We start from the raw sequence: 21,033 nt of genomic DNA, 5'->3' as shown, positions 1-21,033 counted from the left end.
GATTCAATGGGGCAATATCCTCGCTTAATGCCCGATATATAGTTTGTCGACTTCAGCCTTATATTTTTCCAGCACCTTCGTGCGCTTTAATTTGAGCGTGGGTGTTAACAGCCCGTTTTCAATAGTCCAAGGTTCTTGAATGACGGCAACGCGGCGTATCTTGGCGTAGCCTGGAAACTCACTGGTTTGGTGCGTTATTTTTTCCAGTAAAATTTTCTCCAGCTGATGTTTCTGCTGCTCGCTATCCAAGCGGTCATCCAGGCCGTAATGCGCGATAAGATCCTGCCACCGGGCCGGATTCAGTACCGCCAGAACACTTAAATAAGACCGTGCTTCGCCGATCAGCATCACCTGATCAAACAGCGGATCACGCAGAATCGCCGCTTCCATATCACCCGGCGGTACTTTCTCACCGGTCGACAAAACGATGATCTCTTTCAACCGCCCGGTGATCGTGACATGGCCTTGCGCATCGATCGATGCGATATCGCCGGTATTCAACCAGCCATCGGGCGAAATCACCGCTTTGGTCGCTTCCGGGTTGTTCCAGTATCCCAGCATCACATTCGGCCCGCGCACCAGCAAGGCATTGTTTTCCCCCAGTTTGACTTCCACGCCGGGAATCGGCAAGCCGACACTGGCCGGCATATTATCCTCAACCCGGTTAGCACACACGACCGGGCTGCTTTCCGTCATCCCGTAGCCTTGCAACACCGGCAATCCAAGACCGATAAAGATGCGCGAAACTTCAGCCGGTAAGGCCGCGCCGCCGCTCATCGCCATCCGCAGACGCCCGCCCAGCTTATCCAGCACCTTATCGGCCACCAGCGCCTTAAAAATTGGCCACAACACATGCGACAAGCGCCGGAATCCCCTTCTTTGCTGGCACTCAAACTGGCTGTACCCGGTTTCCACCGCAAAATTGAACAGCCAGCGCGCAAAACCCGATCCCTCGGCCAGTTTTGCCCGTATGCCCGCATAAACCCGTTCATAGATACGCGGCACCGAAATCAACAACGTCGGGCGGATCGTCAGCAGATCTTCCTGCAACTGCGGAATCGAACGTGCGTACGCAATCGTGGCGCCAGCCATCATCGGCACGTAATACCCCGATGTCCGTTCAAAAGTATGCGACAACGGTAAAAATGACAGTAACAAATCGTCCGGTTGCACCGGAATGACCTGCAAGCAACTGGCCACATTACTCAAGATATTGTGATGACTGAGCATCACACCCTTGGGGCGGCCGGAGGTGCCGGAAGTGTAAATGATCGTGGCCAGGGCATGCGGATCACTGGGGATATGCTGCACCTCAGCGGCATGCACCGATGACAGCCAATCCATCGCCGCGACGACGCGGACATTATCGCAGGCATCGATACTATCCGGCTCAAAGGGCCGGAGGATGAGCACCCGCTGCAATCCCTCTAGTTCATTGTGGATGGTCAAAAATTGCTGCCATTGATGCGAGTTATCCAGCAACAATAATTTAACGTTGGCATCGTTGATGACGTAAGCCGCATTTTCAACCCGGTCATCGGTGTACAAGGGAATCACCACCAGCCCGAGGCCGAGCGCCGCCTGCTCGAACATCACCCATTCCGGGCAATTTTTCATCATCACCGCGACCCGGTCACCGGCCGCAAGCGATTCTTTCATCAACGCGGCTTGCCAGCGCGCCACCCATTGATTCATCTGTTCCCAGGTGTAGTTCGCCCATTCCTCGCTGACGGCGTTGAAATAGCGGTAGGCCACTTTCTGCGGCGTACGCTGCACGCGCGCCTTGAAAAGACCATCCAGTGTTTTCGCTTCTTCTACCGGAATAATGTTTGTCATTCCGTCTTGCTCGATTTGCATAGCGTTCCTTTTTATACCGGGATTTCTGTCAGTGTCCCTATATTTTCAGTACACGTCATTCCCTGTCCTGTTCCTGTTCTACTTCGCCACCGCCTTCGTCTAAAGAAATACTTTCCATTACTTCGGCAGCCGCAGCGGCCGCAGCACTCACCACTGCAACAAAACCAGCAGCGCCGGCACCGGCGGCGCTCGCCACATGATCGATTGTTCCGGCAATTCCCGTGTCTTTACTTGTTTCGTGACCGAAATCACGCGGAAAATCGTCCACCTTAACCACCCGGCCGCGCAAATCTCTCAACTTGTTCAGAAGACCCGCTTCTTCCGCGGTAATGATGTTCAATTGCAACGCTTGAGCAATTTGTCCGTCACCATGATCGGTAATTTTATGTTGCTTGACGGCTTCACGCAGTTTGGCCTCGATGGCGCTGCATTGAATGACGCATTGCAAAGCTTGCTCCAAATCCGCCATCGGTTCACCATCAGCTGTAGGAACAAAAATGCCGGAGGTCAATCGATCGCGCACCGCGCCTGGTTCCATCATCAATCTGGCGACTTCATGCGCCAGTGTATCAGTGGGTGGTTTGCAGCGTTTTCCGAGCGGGAAGACCAAGGCTTTCAGCACCCAGATCAAGGCAATATGTCCCGGGAAATTGGTCAGAAATTCATCGAACGCTTGCTCCAATCGATACAATGCATCCTGCATAGCCCAATGCAGCAACGGCAAATCGGAACTGGGACGGCCATCGTCCTCAAACCGCTTCAGCGTGGCCGAGCATAAATACAGCATACTCAGGATATCGCCCAGTCTGGCGGATAATCTTTCTCTGCGCTTCAACGAACCACCAAGGCGCATCAATCCGATATCGGCGATACAAGCGAAACTGGCGGAGAAACGCGCCAGCTTGCGGTAATAAACGGCGGTTTCCGAGGTGCTGTTTTCCGGCGCGTTGTCTTTGATATAGTCGCCGAATAGCGCATAAACCAAAGCGTTTGCCGTGTTCCGCAGGGTAAATTGCGCGTGCCCGATCAAGGCTTCGTCAAACGCGCGCAATGCCCGATCCGGATTGTTATCGTGCGTTGCATTGACCTCTTTCAGCAGGTAGGGATGGCAACGGATCGCGCCCTGACCGAAAATAATCATGCTGCGCGTCAGAATGTTCGCGCCTTCCACTGTGATACTGACGGGAATCTGCTGATAGGTGCGTCCCAGATAGTTTCTCGGCCCGATGCAAATCCCCTTGCCGCCGTGAATATCCATCGCGTCGTTGACCGCCTGGCGTCCCCTTTCGGTCAGATGATATTTGACGATGGCCGACGCCACCGACGGTTTCTCACCCAGATCGACCGCAGTGGCCGTCAGCACGCGCGCGGCGTCCATCATGTAGGTATTGCCGCCGATGCGCGCCAATGCTTCCTCGATACCTTCAAAATAACCGATCGGCGTTTTGAATTGCGTGCGCACCCGGCCATACGCACCGGCGGTTCGAGCCGCCAATTTGGCCGCCCCCACGCTGGTGGCCGGTAACGAAATGGCGCGTCCGACCGACAAGCAATTCATCAACATGCGCCACCCCTGCCCGACGCCCTCTTGCCCGCCGATAATCCATTCCATCGGAATGAACACTTCCTTGCCCCAGTTCGGGCCGTTCTGGAATGCGCCGTTGAGCGGATAATGCCGCCGCCCGATGTTGACACCCGGCGTGTTGGTGGGAATAAGCGCCAGCGTAATACCGAGATCTTCATCCTTGCCCAGCAAGCGATCCGGATCGTACAGCTTGAACGCCAAACCCAAGATGGTCGCAACCGGCCCCAGCGTGATATAGCGTTTCTCCCAGGTTACCCGCATGCCCAGCACATCGGATTTACCGTCGTACTCGCCGCGGCAAACGATACCGAAATCCGGCATCGCCCCGGCATCGGAACCCGCTTCCGGTGAAGTCAGCGCAAAACAAGGCACTTCCAGCCCCTTGGCCAAGCGCGGCAAATAATATTCTTTCTGCTGCTCGGTACCGTAATGCAGCAGCAGTTCAGCCGGTCCCAGAGAATTCGGCACCATCACCGTCACTGCGGCTGTGCCGCTGCGAGAACCGATTTTCATCACCACTTCGGAATGCGCCAGCGCGGAAAAGCCATAGCCGCCGTATTGCTTGGGAATGATCAAGCCGAAGAAACCATTGTCCTTGATGAATTGCCACACTTCCGGCGGCAGATCCTTCAATTCATGCGTGATTTTCCATTCGTCCAGCATGGCGCATAACTGCTCCACCGGGCCATTGAGAAACGCTTGCTCGTCCGGGGTCAATTGCGGTTTGGGATACGCCAGCAGTTTTTTCCAGTCCGGTTTGCCGCTGAACAAATCACCTTCCCACCAGACCGTACCGGCATCCAGCGCCTCCTGCTCGGTTTGCGATATCTGCGGCAGCATCTTGCGGAAAATCTTCAGTACCGGATTGGAAACCAAATTGCGCCGAATGAATGGAACAGCCAAAATCACGCCGACGACAGCAACGATAAACAAGATGACATAGAAGAGAAACAGGAGCATGGTGATCTTCCTCGTAGTGAGTTAAGCCCGTTCAAGCTAAGTACATGATGATTCAACGTTGTACAAGACCTGAATCAGACGTGTAAAATCCAGCATCTTCTTAAAAAGCTTACAGTCCCCAATTTACATGATAATCGCTCAAATCCCTACTGTAACGCCGAAGTATTATGACGCGTTTGTTGTGGTTTTCATACACCCGGGCCGCCGCCAATCTTTAACTTGTTAAATTCAGGAAAAAATAATGTCCAATGACACACTGACGCTTGCGCAAACACTGATAGCCCGCCGTTCACTGACACCTGCCGACGACGGCTGCCAGGAAATTCTGATCGAGCGGCTGGAAAAACTCGGTTTCCACATCGAAAGAATGCCCTTCGGCGAAGTCGATAATCTCTGGGCGCGCCGTGGCACTACTGCGCCGGTACTGTGTTTTGCCGGGCATACCGATGTCGTGCCAACCGGCCCGCTGGAACAATGGGACAGCGATCCATTCACCCCAACCATCCGCGATGGCAAGTTATACGGACGCGGTGCTGCCGACATGAAATCGTCGCTGGCCGCTTTTATCACCGCCATCGAAGCTTTTGCCGCACAACATGCCAACCATCAAGGGTCGATCGCCCTGTTGATCACCTCCGACGAGGAAGGCATTGCGGTCGACGGCACGGTCAAAGTGGTTGAAGCGCTCAAAGCGCGCGGCGAATTGCTGGATTACTGCATCGTCGGCGAACCGACCTGTACCGATACACTGGGCGATACCATCAAAAACGGCCGACGCGGTTCTCTGTCCGGCAATCTGACGATCAAAGGCATACAAGGCCATATCGCTTACCCGCATCTGGCGAAAAACCCGATTCATCTGGCCGCTCCAGCGATTGCGGAATTGGCGCAAACCGGATGGGATCAAGGCAACGAATATTTCCCGCCGACCACCTGGCACATCTCCAACATTCACGGCGGCACCGGCGCGACCAACGTCATCCCCGGCACGTTGAATTTATTATTCAATTTTCGTTTCTCGACCGCCAGCACGGTCGAATCGCTGCAAAATCGCGTGTATGAAATTCTTAGCAAACATGGTCTGGACTATGACTTGCAATGGGAACTGTCGGGCAAACCGTTTCTCACACCCAAGGCGGAACTGGCCGACGCTATGCATGCCGCTATCGTCGAAGTCACCGGCATCGAACCGCAACTCTCCACCTCCGGCGGCACGTCGGATGGCCGTTTTATCGCCGACATCTGCACGCAAGTCATCGAATTCGGCCCGCGTAACGCCACCATCCACAAATTGAATGAACACGTCGCCGTGGACGATCTCGAGAAACTATCCCGGATTTACCAGTTGATCATGGAAAATTTGCTGGTCGATAAAACTGTGGCAGCCGCCACAGATACCGATGGTTTTTGGGATAAATTGAAGAAGTATTTTTCTTTTGGGTGAGAGAAAACCCAAATAGTGACTGCATACTCTAATATTGGGAGTTTCTAATTCTATAGAGTGACAGATAGTGAGTTAAAAAAACTTAATTATGTCATGCAACTCTCCTTTCTAAAGTATGCATCATTTTTGGTGTCATATATTGTTTCAATCTTAATAGCGAAGGCACAGTGTTCATTGATACAAACAAATATGAGAAAGCTGTTCGAGAGTTACTTTCTAAAAAAGGTGAAAAATATCTCGCAGTGGCCTTTTGGGGAAAGGGAGCAGAAGCTCTGCTGTCTGAATACTTTAATCATGAAGTGAAAGTGATATGTAACTTAACATCAGGCGGAACAAATCCAGAGGTCATTGAGCATATCAGAAATATACCAAACACTCATGTGAGACAACTCGATAACCTGCATGCAAAGGTTCTGATTGGAGAAGATTCAGCAATTATCGGATCCGCGAATCTATCAACCAACGGACTAAGTTTAGAAGGATCCGAGCTTCACGGTTGGGAGGAAGCTGGTTATCGTGTAAGTGACCCAGAGCAATTAAAAAAAATTAGTGAATGGTACTCGCGTATGTGGGATGCCTCTTCTTCAATTTCAGATGAAGATATTGAAGCGAGTCGACAAAAATGGAAGCAAAGAAGAGGATTGCGCCCAACCAATACAACCCGAACAAGAGGAGCACGCAAATCATTTACCCTTGCAAGCTTTAACCCAAAAGAGATGGAGGATAGGGATATATATATCGTAATTTATAGGGAGGAAGCCTCAGATGAAGCGCGCTTAGCCTATAAGAATTACGTGCAAAATCTCACAGAAAAATCAACATCACAAAAGTCGAGCACAATACCATTCTATGAAGGTTGGCCGGAGCTGCCAGAGAGTGCTCAACTCATAGATATCTTCTACGGCAAACGAGGAGGTGTTAGTTGCCATGGTGTTTACACAAGAACCCATGAAATGAAGTTCAAATACAAAGATGGCAGCAAAGGTCATCTATGCATTTGCAAGAAGGAGTCACAGATTTTGGGCTTACCCTGCAATACCACAGAAATGGCCGCTTTCGCAAAAGCATTAAAACCACATATTGAAACCATATGGGGTAGCCCATATGCAATAGGTGATGAGGAAGGAAAATACATCTCCTACGCAAATGCGCTACGTATTGTGACCAACCACTCGTCACAAGCGCGATAACCCTAACGAATTGGGGTTCAGAAAAGTAAAAAGGATTTACCAATCTTGTAATATCGCTTTTTGTGTGAGTGAAAAGGATTATGGATTCTATTTTTAGAGATGGAATGTCAGCCGCATTAATTTCAGGAATAAAAGAAGTCTTGGACTCTGATTTAATCGGCGTCGATGACAAAGACGTTGAAATTATTCTGAGTCTTGGGAATGCGACAGTATATTCAACGCAAGCAGTTGGCATAGATAGGGCAACCGCAGCAACTCAACAAGCAGTTGCTAATTTCCTTAAGAAAAATAACCTCCTATCTAATGTTCAAGGTATTTTAATTAGCATTGCTGCAAATCAGTCATTAAGAATGCGGGAGGTTTATGAGGCTTTAAATCTCCTTAATAACACTGTACCAGAAGATACTACAATAGTTGTCGGTGCAGTTATACGCAATGAGATGAACGAAGCTCTACGATTAACAATAATTGCGACTGGAGCAAAGATAATGACATCAATCAATTAGATCTGAACCCTAGCCAAATTCATCCTAGCCGATCAATCTTAGCACTGGCCGTCCTGATGTGGTCCTCAAGTGCGGCGATACACGATCCGAACCGGTGGCTGAATCCTGCGCTCGCCTTCATCTGAGCAAGAAACACGCAAGCCAGTTGTCCGGCATATCGCCAGGTTTCATTGGTCACGCTCGCGCAAATGCTTGCTCTGGATAGGGTATCCTGCAGCCCGCCGCCACTGCGGGGCGCAAAGGCCATCGGCGACATGTCGTAAGCCGGTGCAATATCATAAGGGAGACCCTGTCCGGAGACGAATGACAGATTGCCGCTGTGCATGTCGGCATTACCGATCAGGGTGCCAAAAGCCCACAAAAGATCTACGCGATCCGCCGCTTCTCGACGAATCTGACCGTCAACCGCCAGGCGGCGGGCGATGATGGGCCAACCACCTGTTCCTGCGCCGACGAATTCGGCATCCAGTGCTTCCAGGGAGAATAATGCACGCCGGCCCAAGTTGCCGATACGGTCAAAACGTTCCGCCTCAAGGAAACGCTCGCTGCCGATGTCCACTATCCGCGTCTTGGCAGCGGGGATACCAGCCTCGCGTAGCGTATCCAGCGCGAGATGTTCGGCTAACAAAAGATCGCGCCAGCGTTCACTCACTGGACTTTCCTCCATCTCGCTGAACTTCACGATGACGTGCCGAGGCCCATCGGGCGTTATGGCGAAGGTGGTGAACTTTGGTTGCTCGCCTCCGGCTGACGATCCAGGTTTTTCACCGCGAGCAGCTTCTATTGCCAACCGAGTATATGCTTCGGCCTTTTGCCTCTCCTCGATTGGATCGGGAACGGAAGCGGCGAGAAAACGATCCCGCGCAATATCGCCCAGCAGTAGATTCCCTACCACATCATGACCATGCGCAAGCAGCGCCCGCAAGGCGTGGGTATCGGCCCAATCCGTGAGCCGTTCCGGAAGCCCCAGTTCAGCGCCGTAACAAGCAGCGTATGCCCGGCCGAGATACCCTTGGGGACGCATGTCAAACAACCACCATGGCAAACCGTGGCTATGGAGAGCGGTTCCGTTCTCTTCGCACATAACGAACCCTGCCGGGCGCACTGGAATCAACATTCCCAGTTGACGTATCCGGCCTTCTGCATCGACCCGGTAGACCGGGAAATCCGGCAATCCGCGTGTGGCATCGCGTAGCGTGTACTGAATAGATCGGGCAGCGCCAATCCGAACGATTTCATCGCCAAGTTCGGTCAGAGCGCGGGAGAGCGTTGGTTGACTGACACCAATAATTTCAGATAGTTGGCGTGCAGATAGCGGCCCGCCAAATAGTCGCGTCCGAATCGTCTCAGCGTGCAGTGACATACATTTGAATTAATATATGAATATATTTGTGAATAGATAGTATAAGCGATCTGGAAGTCATTCGAGAAAAATAGTACGGCTTTGGACGATATAAACCGCCCTCAGTCAATCAATGAAACGCATGATCAGGTGTGAGGCGCTACAGATTCGATTGCTCTTATCTCATTCAGCATGGTGCGATGATCCAAATAATCGATTGCAATCGGGAAAATAGCATTGTTAATGACCAGCCGTAAAGATGGGTAGGAATAGCCGTCCATGCCTCTTGCTCGTTGCATCTGACGCTGTAGTTCAGCTTCTATCGTTGCGCTTTTCAAATCGTCGCTAAAGGTTTCCGCGTTCAATCCAATCTTTTGAGCGCAAGCTTGCAAGGTTTCCGGCAGCGAGGGATTCTTGGCTTGTTGATAATAAGCGGTCTGAATGGCGCGTATCATTTCCGGTTCAGCTTCGGCGCGCTGCTTTTTGGCTGCCAGAACGGCCCGGCAAGCCGGATAAGTTGAGCGGATCGGCGTATTACGCGACCAGAAGTCCCAGTTGAAGTAAATGCCGGGAACGGTTTGCTCGATGCGTTGCCAGGCTTGTTGCACCATTTTCTGCGTTGCGAGCGGCATCGGCTCGGTGGTATCCGGCGCCAGGCCGCCAACGAGATAAACAATCTCCATATCGCGCGGCAGATCCTGTTGCAACGCGGCCCAGCTTTGGCTGAAGGCGTAACACCAGCTGCACATGGGATCATGAATGTAAAAAATTTGCGGAGCACTCATTGCAAGCGTTTAAAGTAAAAAGTTCTGCCATGTTATCGTCAAAAGCACGGAAATCCTAGCAATCGTCACTTAAGAAAAAACATCCGCGATTGCTGTAAAATTCCCTTTTGCTCACGTTTGAATTGATACCCGTCATTATGCCGCACGCTCTACGAAAATCACTCACAAGAATCGCGCTGATCGCTGCACTGTTGCTGTTCAGCGGTTGCAGCATGCTGCGTCTGAGTTATGATAACGGGCCGCAACTGGCTTGGTGGTGGCTCGACGGGTATGTCGATTTCAGCCGGGAACAAGCACCGCACGCCAAACACGCCATTCATCAATGGTTTGGCTGGCACCGCGCCACCCAGCTGCCGGAATACGCGGATTGGTTGGCCGCGATACGCAGCCGGATCGACGGCGAGTTGACCCCCACGCAAGTCTGTAGTTGGTCCGACGAGCTGCAAAATATCATCGCGCCCGCTTTCGATCACGCCGTGCACCTCGGCACACCGGTGGCCTTGCGCTTGAATGAAACGCAATGGCGTCATCTCGAAAAACGCTACGCCAAGAGTAACCAAGAGCTGCGCGAGGATTTCCTGCAACCCGATCCCGAGGACCGGCTGCGCGCATCCATTAAGCGGACTGTCAAACGCATCGAGAATCTTTACGGCGATATCGATAAAGCCCAACGGCGCTTCATCATCGCCAGCCTTGAAGCTTCCCCTTTCAACCCGGAGGCATGGCTAACCGAACGCCAGCGGCGGCAACAAGAAACCCTGCGAACCCTGCGCCAGCTCGCCGCCGAATCCGCCGTACCTGAACAAGCCACGGCTTCATTACGGAAACTGATTGAGCACACGCACCGATCCGACGACCCGGACTACCGGGCTTACCAATTGAAATTAGCCGAACACACCTGCGGCTTTATCGCACGCATGCACAACAGCACCACGCCAGTACAACGCCAGCATGCGCACGATAAACTCAAAGGCTGGGAGACGGATTTTCGTGCATTGATGATAGATAACCGCATGCAGACTGCGTTGGAGTAGCGAGTTGGGCACACTGAATAAATCCAGGATCCGGCCGGATTCAATACCCATCCCGCCGGTTAACTTCTATTAAAGTTACACGGCATTTCCCAATGCTTTCGCACCCATCACATCTGCTTCGTGCTCTAATCCACGGTCATCATTGATTGGAATACCTTCCTTCATCTGCATCGTCGGCTGCACGCGGCCTTGCGCCTGCTGCACCACATGCCAAGCTTCATGCGGCAAATGCTGCTCCTGCCCCGGTGCGACATGGATGTCGGTGCCTTGCGCATAGGCAAGCGCGTTGAGTTGCGCCGGTTGCGATGAGTTGTAATGCACCCGGACTGAATCCATCGACAGTCCGGACAACGATTCGATACCGGATTTAAGGTTATCCGGCAGGCCGGTGTTGTTCGCGGTGCCGTTCGTTTGCGCAGAAGACTGCTCTTTCAATTGCGCGGGAGAATCCGTGGCTGCCTTTTTCTGTAACTCTTCCTCTTCAACTCGCTGGATCGGTTCGGATTTCTTTTGCAGCGATTCGTCCTCTTCGACACGTTGCACGGATTCACCGGAAAGAATTTTGCGTTGCGCCAGCAGTTGCGGACTGTTATTCATCAGTTGACTGACTTTCCGCTGGGCTATGGCTTGCGGGGAATGGGTCATGGCGGTGATCATCTGTCTTTGGGCAGCTGTTGATTCGCGATTATCCAGAAAAGCTTGATGAACAGCTGAAGTAGCTGCCACGGCAGCAGGATTGCGCGCTTGTTGCCGCTCTGGTTCAACCGGTAATGATCGTTTCATATTACCTCTCCTCTATATTTTAGTATCAATCACATCAATTTCATGTGGCTGATATAGTTCTTGCCCCAGCCACAAAATGAACACTGCACAATTTAATTTTTATCGTTTGTGTTTGTGCGTATCAGCTTTGTCTCTATGCACAAATCCATAGGACTTATCAACAGTCTCAAGCAAAACATCCTTAGCCTCTTTAGGAAGTGCGTACACTGGCGCAATATCCGTTCCGCTCTTCTTGAAATCGACATCTGCACAACTAGTCTCTACTTCAGTCGGAATTCTTTCTAATACTTCCCTAATCGGATCAAGTTTTTTTTCTAACAGAATCTTTTTCCGAGAAGGAATCTCTTTGTCTTGTTCATTCTCCCACTCTGCTGACCCAGTAAGCCCCAAATCTTTATTGGCAAATTTAGCTTTAGCGATAAAAGTCAGAGCGGAGCCCTTGTGTGCATCAAATTTAGCCTCATACTTTTGCTCAAAATCAGTCGAATAAGAACTTTCACAAGTTGCACTCCAAGGCACAACATTTTGATCGTTATCTTCGCCCCCATACTCTCTTTTATGCAAATGTCCCCCAATTAATTCTACAGCGGGGGAGATAGTAGATTTTTCGACTAATTTATTGATCGCCGATGCATGGCTTGTATTCTTTCTTGTTCCTTTAGGATTTGTTGATTTTCCATCAAGACCAATATTTATCGGATATGTCGCGTCAATATCATTTGGTTTTAACTGGAGCAAGGGTATAGAGTTGTTTGTCGAATCAATCCTGGCGGTCTGCGAAACAGTAAGCGGCATTCTACTCGCCTTCGCGCCCATCACATCCGCTTCGTGCTCTAACCCACGGTCATCATTAATTGGAATACCTTCCTTCATCTGCATCGTCGGTTGCACCCGGCCTTGCGCCTGCTGCACCACATGCCAGGCTTCATGCGGCAAATGTTGCTCCTGCCCTGGCGCCACATGAATATCGGTGCCCTGCGCATAGGCAAGCGCGTTGAGTTGCGCCGGTTGCGATGAGTTGTAATGCACCCGGACGGAATCCATCGACATGCCGGACAACGACTCGATACCGGACTTAAGGTGATCCGGCAGGCCGGTGTTATTTGGTTTACCGGGGGATTGTTCTTTCAATTGCATGGGAGCATCCGTGGCCGCTTTTTTCTGCAACTCTTCCTCTTCGACCCGTTGGATCGGTTCGGATTTCTTTTGCAGCGACTCGTCCTCCTCGATGCGCTGTACGGATTCACCGGATAACAACTTGCGTTGCGCCAGCATGCGCGAGCTGCTGTGCATTTGTTGACTGATTTTCCGCTGCGCGATGGCTTGGGGTGAATTAGTCATGGCGGTGATCAATTGCCGTTGTGCCGCTATCGATTCACGATTGTCTGCAAAGGTCTGATTGGCAAATGAAACCTTGTTTATCGAATCAGAAGCATAGCGTGCTTGTTGCCCTGTATCCCTCGACAGCGATTGCTTCATAATACCCCCTTGTATATTCATCAAACAATTCAGCGTTACTTTTCAATACATATCAAAACTTACATTGGCCTCAACTTTATGAGTCATTTGATATCGTTATAGAATTTAAACTTGGCAAGCAATTCCTGGCGAATACGTTTTGCGATCTCATCGTGCTTTTCAGAACCTGTACTTCTATTTGCTTCTTCCTGTAAGAATTGCAAGTTTGCACTGCCATCCATCATTTTTTTCACTACGGTCTCTACTGTATTAAAAGCAATCCTGGCTTTTTCTTTTATCTCACCCAGTTTTTTCCGATAGCTTTCTTTTGACAGTCCTGATGGCACGCTGGCCTGCGCATACAATTCGGAAAGCCGGTAAGCGCTGGTATAAGACTGTGCTTGTTGTACTGTGGCATCCAGCAGTGGAATATCGGTGTTCTCCTTACTCTTCTCGTATTCCGCAAATGGAGGCCAATCCGCCTTCTGACCTGGAAATTTTTCATAGCCGGATACTAATAAATGACGGCTAAAGCCACGCGGATCCGTTGGTAATGATGCGCCTTGCGCCCAATCGACAAAACCTTTGCCGTCACCCCCGGTTTCTTCGTATTCCTTCTCAAGATTTTCCTTGAAGATACGTCCTTCTGATGCTCCCACACCCCACAAACCACCTTGATTCTTTAACTTCTTATTCTCAAATAAACTGATGCTGAAGAAATCAGTACCGTCTTTCGTATCATAGGCCTTTATCAGCATGTTCGGTTCTGTCGGGTAGAGCATTTTCGGGTAAACATCGCTGATGGCATCACGAATAATGCGATCATAGCGATTACCAACTTGCGAGTTGTGCTCAATTTGCGCAATTTTTTGTTTCAAGAAAACTTGATGTTCTTCCTTATAATCTTCAAGTTTGGCAGAAGGTTTCTGTTTATTGATTTTTTCGCCATTCAGATAATTATCAAAGCGGTTATCTGCTTTCACAATCTCGGTAAGCAGCAATGTTTGATTCAGGTTGTAAAGATTGTAACCACCGATCACTATTTGCGCCCCGGTTCCTTTGTTTTCCAGATGTTCGGTGAATTTATCCAACACACCTTTATCGGAAACACCGGTATCCCTATCATTAGTCACTTTCAAACCAACTGCATCGCCGTCGCCTGAGTGAATATAGACCGGGTTATTGTATGGCTTTAAACGATCGACCAAATCTTGCGTGTGAGTACTTCCCATCACGGTTTCACGAAATACACCGTAAGGATAATTCTCGGATAAAGTCTTTTGCACTTCTTTAAATTTTTCTTTGCGATTGCCGGCGTCACTGCCATAAGTGAGCACATTCCGTAATTTCTGGATATCTACCTTTTCTTCCTTAAAATGCCAGTTAGGTTCCCACAAAAAACCAAAGCCTCTAAAGTTGATCGGATAGGACGGTATCTCTAAACCATCAACAGCATTTTCCACAGCGTTTCTTCGCGCATTGTAATCCTCCTGAATAATCGGACTGAATGAATTCAAACCAATAGTGACAGCTAGTTTATTGGCTTTACTGTCATCGCTACCGGAAATCGCTTCATCAAAATACTTTTTAGCGATTTTTTTAACGCCGCCTTCTGCATAATAGGATGCAATATTAGCGACATAACCTGGTTTCTTTTCGTCCTTATTCTCAGGAACATATTTAAAGGCAAATTTTGAATTAAGTCCGCGCACTCCGATAGAGCCTGGTGCCGGTGGCTTAACTTTGAAATTTGCAGGGTTAGGTCCTAAGTTCCGAATGGCCGAAAGAACAAAGGCTTCCATATTCAATAAGCTGGGGTTTTCACTCGTCTCATCTTTAACCAGCAATGAGTCATTCTCGCCACTAAGAGCATCCATGATCGCTTTTTTAAACTCAGCTTCAAGTACAAAGCGTTCTTTATGATAAGTTAGTTCATTCTGGGTAAATTCGTTATTCCAAAGCAGCTTAAATATATCAGCTTGCTTCTTGCCCTCTCCTTTATCTTTAGGTTTCAATAGCTCGGTAGCACTATCCATAAAAAATATTTTTCGCTGAATTGGAGTAGTTGCATTGTTTCGCACAACATTTTTGAGTTGCCCGGCTTTTTCCCCCTTCACACCAGCCTTTTGTAGCAATGCCCCACTACGATAAGTACTAGCACTGACACTAGGCTCGAATAAAGGCGGCACAAACCTTTGCTCACTCCTTCGGGCATTATTTTCGAATAATTGCGCCATCCGGCGCTGCGCAATGGCTTTCGGACTGGAATGCATATTTTCTATCAACTGCCGTTGTGCAATCGTGCTCTGGCGGTTATCCACAATACTTTGTGTGCGATTTGCACAGCACTTGCCATCAGCAGCTCGCGCTTGACTTACTTGTTGTTCCGGTTCAGCTGGCAAAGTTTGTTTCACGCAATCCTCCGTTTTACTGGATTTATTCTCCAACCTTTATGCAAGCAACTGATCATCATTCCCATCCCGATACATCATCACCGTAAAATCATCTTCCAAATAATCATTGAAACATTTTACGCGCGGCGACAGCACCCGGCAAAGCGACAGAATTTCATCGCGATCATGCCCCACCAGTAAATCATGCTGCGGGAAACGGCTTTTATCCAGCATATTAAAAGCCAGCGCGATCCGGGCGCTGTTATACAGTTTGCCGATCATGCCGGTATAAAAACTATCATCTTTACAGCGGTATCCCAATACGCCGCTGGCGATGACGTAATCGACCTGCGGTAACTCGGCGGTGCTGAAGTCGGTTTGATAAAAAACTGTCCGTTCGATGCCTTCGTAGCGCTTCCGGGCTTCGGCGATAAATTCCGGCATTTGATCGATGCCGATATAATCGAAACCGGAAAAATGCCGGTCCAGGAATGCTTTCAAATCGCCATACCCGCACCCGGCATCGAGTATCGTCTTACCGCTCAAGTTACCCACTTTAGCGAGCACTTGGTAGCGGACTTGCTGACTATGCTCCCCGCGCCATCCCAGTGATTCAACCGAGCCGTGTTGGAATTCGGCAATACGATGACGGTGGTAATGCATGACTGTCGCTTTTTCAATCAGATCCATTGTAGTCATTTCCTTTAGAACTCCAATTTTTTACGCACGAAATCAGTATCCGGTCTAGTCGCTGATTCGAGGCCGGGATGGCTTGCGCATTTGTTTTTTCCGCCGCTGATAAGCAATGATACTGACTGCGATACCGCCGGAAACCACCAGGATCAGCGGTAAATTGCCCGCGGAAACGGGCTCCAGCACAGGATCGTAGGTTAACAACAGCAATGCGACAATCACTGTGGGTAATAGAATAATCAGCAGGTAAATCACATAAAAGTTACTGATTTTCTTATGGATACGGCATGAATACAGATACAGGATGGTGAATAACAAACACAGGAAAGTCAGCGCAACCCATGCCAACCGGAAGTACACGCGATTTTCGCAGACCATTTTTTCCAGCATCGACTCCGGTTCGCCATGCCAGGTGGTATTCTGAAAATATCGCACCAAGCAACCGCTGACAAAATTAATCTCATCGCAACGGAACGGCATTTCCTCGACCACCTCCGGCTCGTTGGCCCATAAAGGCCAGAACCCGATTCCGCCGAAGTTATTTTTAAAGTACACAATATCGTCTTCCAGTTGCTTCCAATCCCTGCCGTCGAATTCGATGACCGGCACGATATGTCTCAGCAATATGCCGCGTTCGATGCCATGCAATTCGCCATTTTCGATATCCAATCTCAATTTCTTCTTGGAGTCCGTGGTCGGTTCCTCAATGAGAATCAGAATCTTGGTTCTCACGTCAGTCCGCGCATCGGTTGCAAACGATGTATCCGCGCTGCTGGAAGGCTTGGTATTATCAACCCAGGCAAATAAGTTGGCATAACGGTAAATACCGCCGCCGAGTGCGGATTGCGGCACCAGGATATTGACAAAATAGTCGCCTCCCTGCATAAACAATCTTTTCTGCAACTCGGTAAAGAAGCGGTTGAACAATTCAACCGACTCGCGATCATCCGGGAAACCATCGAAATACAGCGTAACGCCATCGCCCAGCGCGGGCGGCGGAATCATGCCGAAGGTTATATTCTGCCGTATTGTGGTGAAACGATCGGTTAATTGACTGGTGAGCAGATTCACAATGTTTTCCGTCAACGTTTCAAAAACCGATGCTTTGGACGGATTGGTCAGCTTCTTCCAGCGCTCCCAGTAGGATTTATCATTGCGGATGACCCAATCGACTTTGCTGTTGTGTTTGCGGGCAGTCTGGATAAATGCAGTTTGCGCATCCCGGCCCGCATCACCCGGCGATAATATCGTGCTTTCGTTATGCACATTATTCGCGTGCTTGATAACACCGTCTTCATCGAAAGAAAGCCCGTAATAAGCGACTCTGGACAACACGCTGAAATTGACCGTTTGTTTCTCCCCAGCCAGCCAGAACGGATAAAAACCGTACACCGTGCCGGATAAATCATCCAGCACACAACCGCAGCCGCTGCCATCCCATTGAACGGGCGATGCCGCGCGATAAACCGGGCTTTTCTTGTACAACGGTGCGATGGCAGGCTGAACCACTTGCGCATACAAACCGGCGACAAATTCATCAATCAATGCCAAGTCGTGGTCTTCGCAATCCTCTTTCGGATGCAAGCGCAATAAATCAATCTCCTTCAATTGCTGAGAAAAATCGCGCATTCCCTGATAGGGACCGGTCAGCAAGTCCTCGGTCAATTTTTTAAAATTGTCATCGCTGATTTTTAAACCGGCAATATAAGCGTTCTGCTTATTGATATCCTGGCAGGCACCGATGCCTGCATAAATTTTCGACTTTGCCGCCCGCTCAAACAGATGTTTATCGGGATAGACGACACCTTTTATCGATTTATCCAACAACGCAATGAGAACGTCGTTGAGTGAAGTAAACAACGCATCGCCCATCAGCACATCGAGGAAGCTCTGGCTGATGACGGCATCGGCATAACGGTAATATTGCTGGATCACCGGCGTCAATTTATCCACCAGATCGGGATAATCCTTAAGCGCCTCCGCGATGGCCGCTTGCAAAGCCGCTACGTTATCGAATTTCTTATTCACCAGTTTGGACAATTGCGCATAGATCTGGCCTTTACCTTGCAGTATTTTGAAATCTTCCGCTGCCAGCTGATAGAAATTGATCATCGGCTGATTTTTGCTCACCGTTATCGTTTCCGGCTGCGGATCAAACACCTGTAGATAGAGGTACACGAGATCGAGCAGTGCTTGATCGGTTCCGCTGCGCCGCACCTTGTAATAACTATTCTTCTGCGCTTCCGGCTGATCGTCATTCCACAACGCAAAATCCGCGCTGATCAGTACTTTCGCTTCCTCCGGGAACATATTCGTGAAAGACGCGAAACGCTCCAGGCGGTTTTTGGTTTCATTCACATAGTGACCAATAGGCTCTATCTTGAAATCGTGAATAAACCGTTGCAGCCAGTACAGCGTCACCGGCCCCATCAATCCGTCTGTCAGCGGACGCTGGCTCAGCGCAACATCTTTGCTCCAGTCCCGGTCACCTTGATAAATCAACGCCAGATTGCGCTGTATGCGAGTGACGGTGGGTTTATCCAGCCGTTTGAATTTTTCTTGATCGAGCAGGCGATCGTACTGCGCATCCACTGCCAGCGCAGCGGAAACGCAGCAGCTTAAAAAAACGCATACCATCCAGCAAAGGAAATATTTTTTCATCGCATACTCACAGTGTTCGGCCTTCTTTTAGCAATTCTTTTATCACGCCTTTGATCAGATCATCCTGAATAATCACATCGCGTTTCATCCGTATCGCCTGAATGGCGGCATAGCGCACCGCGTTGGTAATAGCGCCGCCCGAAAGCTCATAGCTCTCCGCCAGTTTTGCCAAATCGGCATCCGCCGCCAGTAAGCGGCTGATGGCAAACATACCTTGCCACAATCTTAATCGCTGGTCGGCATCCGGCATCGCGAAATGCACCGAGGTCTGGAAACGCCGGGCAAACGCCTCGTCGATGTTGGTTTTCAAGTTGGTCGCCAGAATCACCACACCGGGATAATCCTCGACGCGCTGCAATAAATACGATACTTCCTGGTTCGCGTAGCGGTCATTCGAGCTGCTGGTTTGCGTTCGTTTACCGAATAACGCATCCGCCTCATCGAAAAAAAGAATCCAATTCTTGTTTACCGCTTGATCGAACACATTCGCCAGATTCTTTTCGGTCTCGCCGATATATTTGGATACCACCATCGACAGATCGATGCGGTACACATCGACGCCGATGCTCGATCCGATCAAAGTCGCCGTCAACGTTTTTCCCGTGCCGGGCGGACCATAAAATAACGCGCGGTAACCCGGCTTGATATTCCTGCCTAGATTCCATTGCTGCAAAATGGTGTGCGAATGCCGCAGCCAGGTGTTGATATTGTCGATTTCATCCATCACTTCCGGATCGAGCACCAGATCATCCCACGTCAACGAGGTGCTAATCAGCTTGGCCGGGAAATGAATACCGTAATCGGGTTTGTCGTGACGCCCCAGCGTCAACCGGTTCAAATACTCCACCGACATCATCAGCATGGCGCTCAAAAAGGGCTCGCCGCTGGCGATATGTTCCACCTTGATAATTTGCTGTTTGGATAAATAATGATCAGGCTGAAACAAGCGCATCACGTCAAAACGTTTTGCCAGATCGTCTCCCGCCAGAATGAAAACAGCCGTCTCGCAAGTAGGTAAAAATCCGCTGTGTCCTTTGCCTTTCCATCCGCCAAATTCGGTAAACCCTCGCGCGGTCTCTTGGTTGCTCAATAAAAAAGTGTCCAGCACATGCGGCTGAATATGCGGCAGCAGCGCCAGAATAATCACCAGGCGCTCATCGAATCCCATGGCATATTCCCGCACCAGCTGCGCATATTCGGACTGCTCCACGGTCACATCCGGTGGTGGTAACTGATGAATATCTTCAATAGCACCTTCCCGGCAGAAATAAATGTCACAGCGTGCCGTCAGCACCGCCTTGAACCAGGCTATTTCCTTTTCCAGCGCAGCTGCGTTTACACTACTTTCCATCGCTGACTATGCTTCCCCTATAAAATTGATCCGATTAGCGCCAGGTGACATGCACCGCCCGTTCCATCCAGCTATGCTTGATGACGGAAAAACTCCACGGTAAGCTATCCAGCAGCATATCAAACACGCCAGGTTCGACCGTCAAATACCACATGCCATCCTCTTTTAATTGCAACTTCCCTTTACGCCGCAGGAATGTCTCGCGCAAACCGCTGATGGAGGTATTACCGATGGTTGTCCAGTTCTGAATCATGCCGCGGATCAACCCTTCGATCGTTTCCTGTTCCTGCACGCTAATAGTGATTTCGCGGCAGATCGGAATGCCGGTCGATACCCCGCAAAGAATTTTGTTCAGTGTCAGCTGGAATTCCGGCGATTGCGTTTGCTCATTGACCATAAACTGCAGCAAGTGCACCGCACGCTCCGCTGCTTGGCGATCGACAAAAGCGCCTTCCTCGACCAGTTTCAGCACGCTGAAAAGCCGTGACAAATACGGTGCCGCCAGCACCTGTCCGGCATTTTCGATATAAATCTCCTCGGTGACACCGGTCGACTCAGCTCTATTCAGCAAGGCATCCCAATCGATGGCCGCTGCTTGCTCAAGCGGCAACGAAGGATTAGTTCCGGTTTTCACCAGTGGATTTTCCTTCTCGCTGTGCAGCGATTCAACCGGGGTCTCGATCACTGCCTGTAACAATAAACGAATCGCAGCGGCAGTTTTAATTCCCGCCAGCGCTTCATGCCAAGCCCGTAGCGTGATCTGCGCATCAGTCTCGTCCGATACATTGCGTGCGAGTGCCCGCAAGTAAGCCGTCGGGGTAATCTCGGCGGTGTTCAGGGTCAACAAATACCGTAGACTGGCAGCCCATAAGCGCTGTTGCCATTGCTGCCGGTTGCTTTGTCCGGCTAGTCCGGTTACCCGGCATAACTTATCTGTCTGCGCCAGCAGATGTTCATTCAGCACCGCTACTTGCGGTGCCAGCAGGTAAGC

General features: G+C 50.1%; 15 protein-coding genes. 4 read left to right on the top strand and 11 right to left on the bottom strand.

Annotated features, from left to right (window positions below):
* Positions 1-24: 24 nt before the first annotated feature.
* On the bottom strand, positions 25-1,836 hold the full coding sequence (locus ABD07_RS11840; RefSeq protein ID WP_240142538.1) for an AMP-dependent synthetase/ligase: 1,812 nt from the start codon (positions 1,834-1,836) through the stop codon (positions 25-27).
* Positions 1,837-1,912: 76 nt separating this feature from the next.
* Positions 1,913-4,402, bottom strand: coding sequence for an acyl-CoA dehydrogenase (locus tag ABD07_RS11835; RefSeq protein ID WP_160818443.1), 2,490 nt, complete (start codon positions 4,400-4,402; stop codon positions 1,913-1,915).
* Positions 4,403-4,643: 241 nt separating this feature from the next.
* On the opposite strand from ABD07_RS11835, the gene dapE reads away from it, so the two are divergent.
* From dapE to ABD07_RS11820, 3 genes are all read left to right on the top strand, one after another.
* On the top strand, positions 4,644-5,846 hold the full coding sequence (dapE, locus tag ABD07_RS11830; protein WP_160818442.1) for a succinyl-diaminopimelate desuccinylase: 1,203 nt from the start codon (positions 4,644-4,646) through the stop codon (positions 5,844-5,846).
* A 167-nt stretch (positions 5,847-6,013) separates the two neighbouring features.
* On the top strand, positions 6,014-7,036 hold the full coding sequence (locus ABD07_RS11825; RefSeq protein ID WP_160818441.1) for a phospholipase D-like domain-containing protein: 1,023 nt from the start codon (positions 6,014-6,016) through the stop codon (positions 7,034-7,036).
* Positions 7,037-7,116: 80 nt separating this feature from the next.
* Positions 7,117-7,542, top strand: coding sequence for a hypothetical protein (locus tag ABD07_RS11820; protein WP_160818440.1), 426 nt, complete (start codon positions 7,117-7,119; stop codon positions 7,540-7,542).
* A 19-nt stretch (positions 7,543-7,561) separates the two neighbouring features.
* On the opposite strand, the gene yjjJ is transcribed toward ABD07_RS11820, so the two are convergent.
* A complete protein-coding gene (yjjJ, locus tag ABD07_RS11815; RefSeq protein WP_160818439.1) occupies positions 7,562-8,905 on the bottom strand; it encodes a type II toxin-antitoxin system HipA family toxin YjjJ in 1,344 nt (447 codons plus the stop codon).
* Positions 8,906-9,030: 125 nt separating this feature from the next.
* Complete coding sequence (locus ABD07_RS11810) at positions 9,031-9,669, bottom strand: DsbA family protein (protein ID WP_160818438.1); 639 nt, start codon at positions 9,667-9,669, stop codon at positions 9,031-9,033.
* A 137-nt stretch (positions 9,670-9,806) separates the two neighbouring features.
* Here ABD07_RS11810 and ABD07_RS11805 point away from each other — a divergent pair, with 137 nt between their 5' ends.
* Positions 9,807-10,703 carry a DUF6279 family lipoprotein gene (locus ABD07_RS11805; protein WP_160818437.1) on the top strand — a complete coding sequence of 299 codons (897 nt, stop codon included), beginning with the start codon at positions 9,807-9,809 and terminating at the stop codon, positions 10,701-10,703.
* Between the two features lie 75 nt (positions 10,704-10,778).
* On the opposite strand, the gene ABD07_RS11800 is transcribed toward ABD07_RS11805, so the two are convergent.
* The 7 genes from ABD07_RS11800 to ABD07_RS11770 all read right to left on the bottom strand — a co-directional run.
* Positions 10,779-11,486: an eCIS core domain-containing protein gene (locus tag ABD07_RS11800; protein ID WP_205010692.1), complete on the bottom strand. Its 708-nt coding sequence runs from the start codon at positions 11,484-11,486 to the stop codon at positions 10,779-10,781.
* A 99-nt stretch (positions 11,487-11,585) separates the two neighbouring features.
* Entirely contained in the window at positions 11,586-12,965 is a 1,380-nt protein-coding gene (locus ABD07_RS11795; protein WP_205010691.1) for an eCIS core domain-containing protein, read from the bottom strand.
* 83 nt (positions 12,966-13,048) lie between these two features.
* Positions 13,049-15,358, bottom strand: a complete 2,310-nt coding sequence (locus tag ABD07_RS11790) for a hypothetical protein (protein WP_160818436.1) — start codon at positions 15,356-15,358, stop codon at positions 13,049-13,051.
* A 36-nt stretch (positions 15,359-15,394) separates the two neighbouring features.
* A complete protein-coding gene (locus tag ABD07_RS11785; protein WP_160818435.1) occupies positions 15,395-16,036 on the bottom strand; it encodes a class I SAM-dependent methyltransferase in 642 nt (213 codons plus the stop codon).
* Between the two features lie 45 nt (positions 16,037-16,081).
* Positions 16,082-18,691: a hypothetical protein gene (locus ABD07_RS11780; RefSeq protein WP_160818434.1), complete on the bottom strand. Its 2,610-nt coding sequence runs from the start codon at positions 18,689-18,691 to the stop codon at positions 16,082-16,084.
* A 7-nt stretch (positions 18,692-18,698) separates the two neighbouring features.
* Positions 18,699-20,042, bottom strand: coding sequence for an ATP-binding protein (locus ABD07_RS11775; protein WP_160818433.1), 1,344 nt, complete (start codon positions 20,040-20,042; stop codon positions 18,699-18,701).
* A gap of 34 nt (positions 20,043-20,076) precedes the next feature.
* A partial coding sequence (locus ABD07_RS11770) for a contractile injection system tape measure protein (protein WP_205010690.1) occupies positions 20,077-21,033 on the bottom strand: 957 nt, incomplete at its 5' end.

Source organism: Nitrosomonas oligotropha, assembly GCF_009833085.1.
In the GTDB taxonomy this organism is placed as follows: Bacteria; Pseudomonadota; Gammaproteobacteria; order Burkholderiales; family Nitrosomonadaceae; genus Nitrosomonas; species Nitrosomonas oligotropha.
This window is presented reverse-complemented; position numbering and strand designations above follow the sequence as displayed.

What these genes read in the sequence shown, in the direction of transcription:
- ABD07_RS11820 (WP_160818440.1), top strand. Translation starts at nt 7,117, where the DNA reads ATGGATTCTATTTTTAGAGATGGAATGTCAGCCGCATTAATTTCAGGA.
- ABD07_RS11800 (WP_205010692.1), bottom strand. Translation starts at nt 11,486, where the DNA reads ATGAAACGATCATTACCGGTTGAACCAGAGCGGCAACAAGCGCGCAAT.
- ABD07_RS11805 (WP_160818437.1), top strand. Translation starts at nt 9,807, where the DNA reads ATGCCGCACGCTCTACGAAAATCACTCACAAGAATCGCGCTGATCGCT.
- ABD07_RS11785 (WP_160818435.1), bottom strand. Translation starts at nt 16,036, where the DNA reads ATGACTACAATGGATCTGATTGAAAAAGCGACAGTCATGCATTACCAC.
- ABD07_RS11840 (WP_240142538.1), bottom strand. Translation starts at nt 1,836, where the DNA reads ATGACAAACATTATTCCGGTAGAAGAAGCGAAAACACTGGATGGTCTT.
- ABD07_RS11810 (WP_160818438.1), bottom strand. Translation starts at nt 9,669, where the DNA reads ATGAGTGCTCCGCAAATTTTTTACATTCATGATCCCATGTGCAGCTGG.
- ABD07_RS11775 (WP_160818433.1), bottom strand. Translation starts at nt 20,042, where the DNA reads ATGGAAAGTAGTGTAAACGCAGCTGCGCTGGAAAAGGAAATAGCCTGG.
- dapE (WP_160818442.1), top strand. Translation starts at nt 4,644, where the DNA reads ATGTCCAATGACACACTGACGCTTGCGCAAACACTGATAGCCCGCCGT.
- ABD07_RS11795 (WP_205010691.1), bottom strand. Translation starts at nt 12,965, where the DNA reads ATGAAGCAATCGCTGTCGAGGGATACAGGGCAACAAGCACGCTATGCT.
- yjjJ (WP_160818439.1), bottom strand. Translation starts at nt 8,905, where the DNA reads ATGTCACTGCACGCTGAGACGATTCGGACGCGACTATTTGGCGGGCCG.
- ABD07_RS11835 (WP_160818443.1), bottom strand. Translation starts at nt 4,402, where the DNA reads ATGCTCCTGTTTCTCTTCTATGTCATCTTGTTTATCGTTGCTGTCGTC.
- ABD07_RS11780 (WP_160818434.1), bottom strand. Translation starts at nt 18,691, where the DNA reads ATGAAAAAATATTTCCTTTGCTGGATGGTATGCGTTTTTTTAAGCTGC.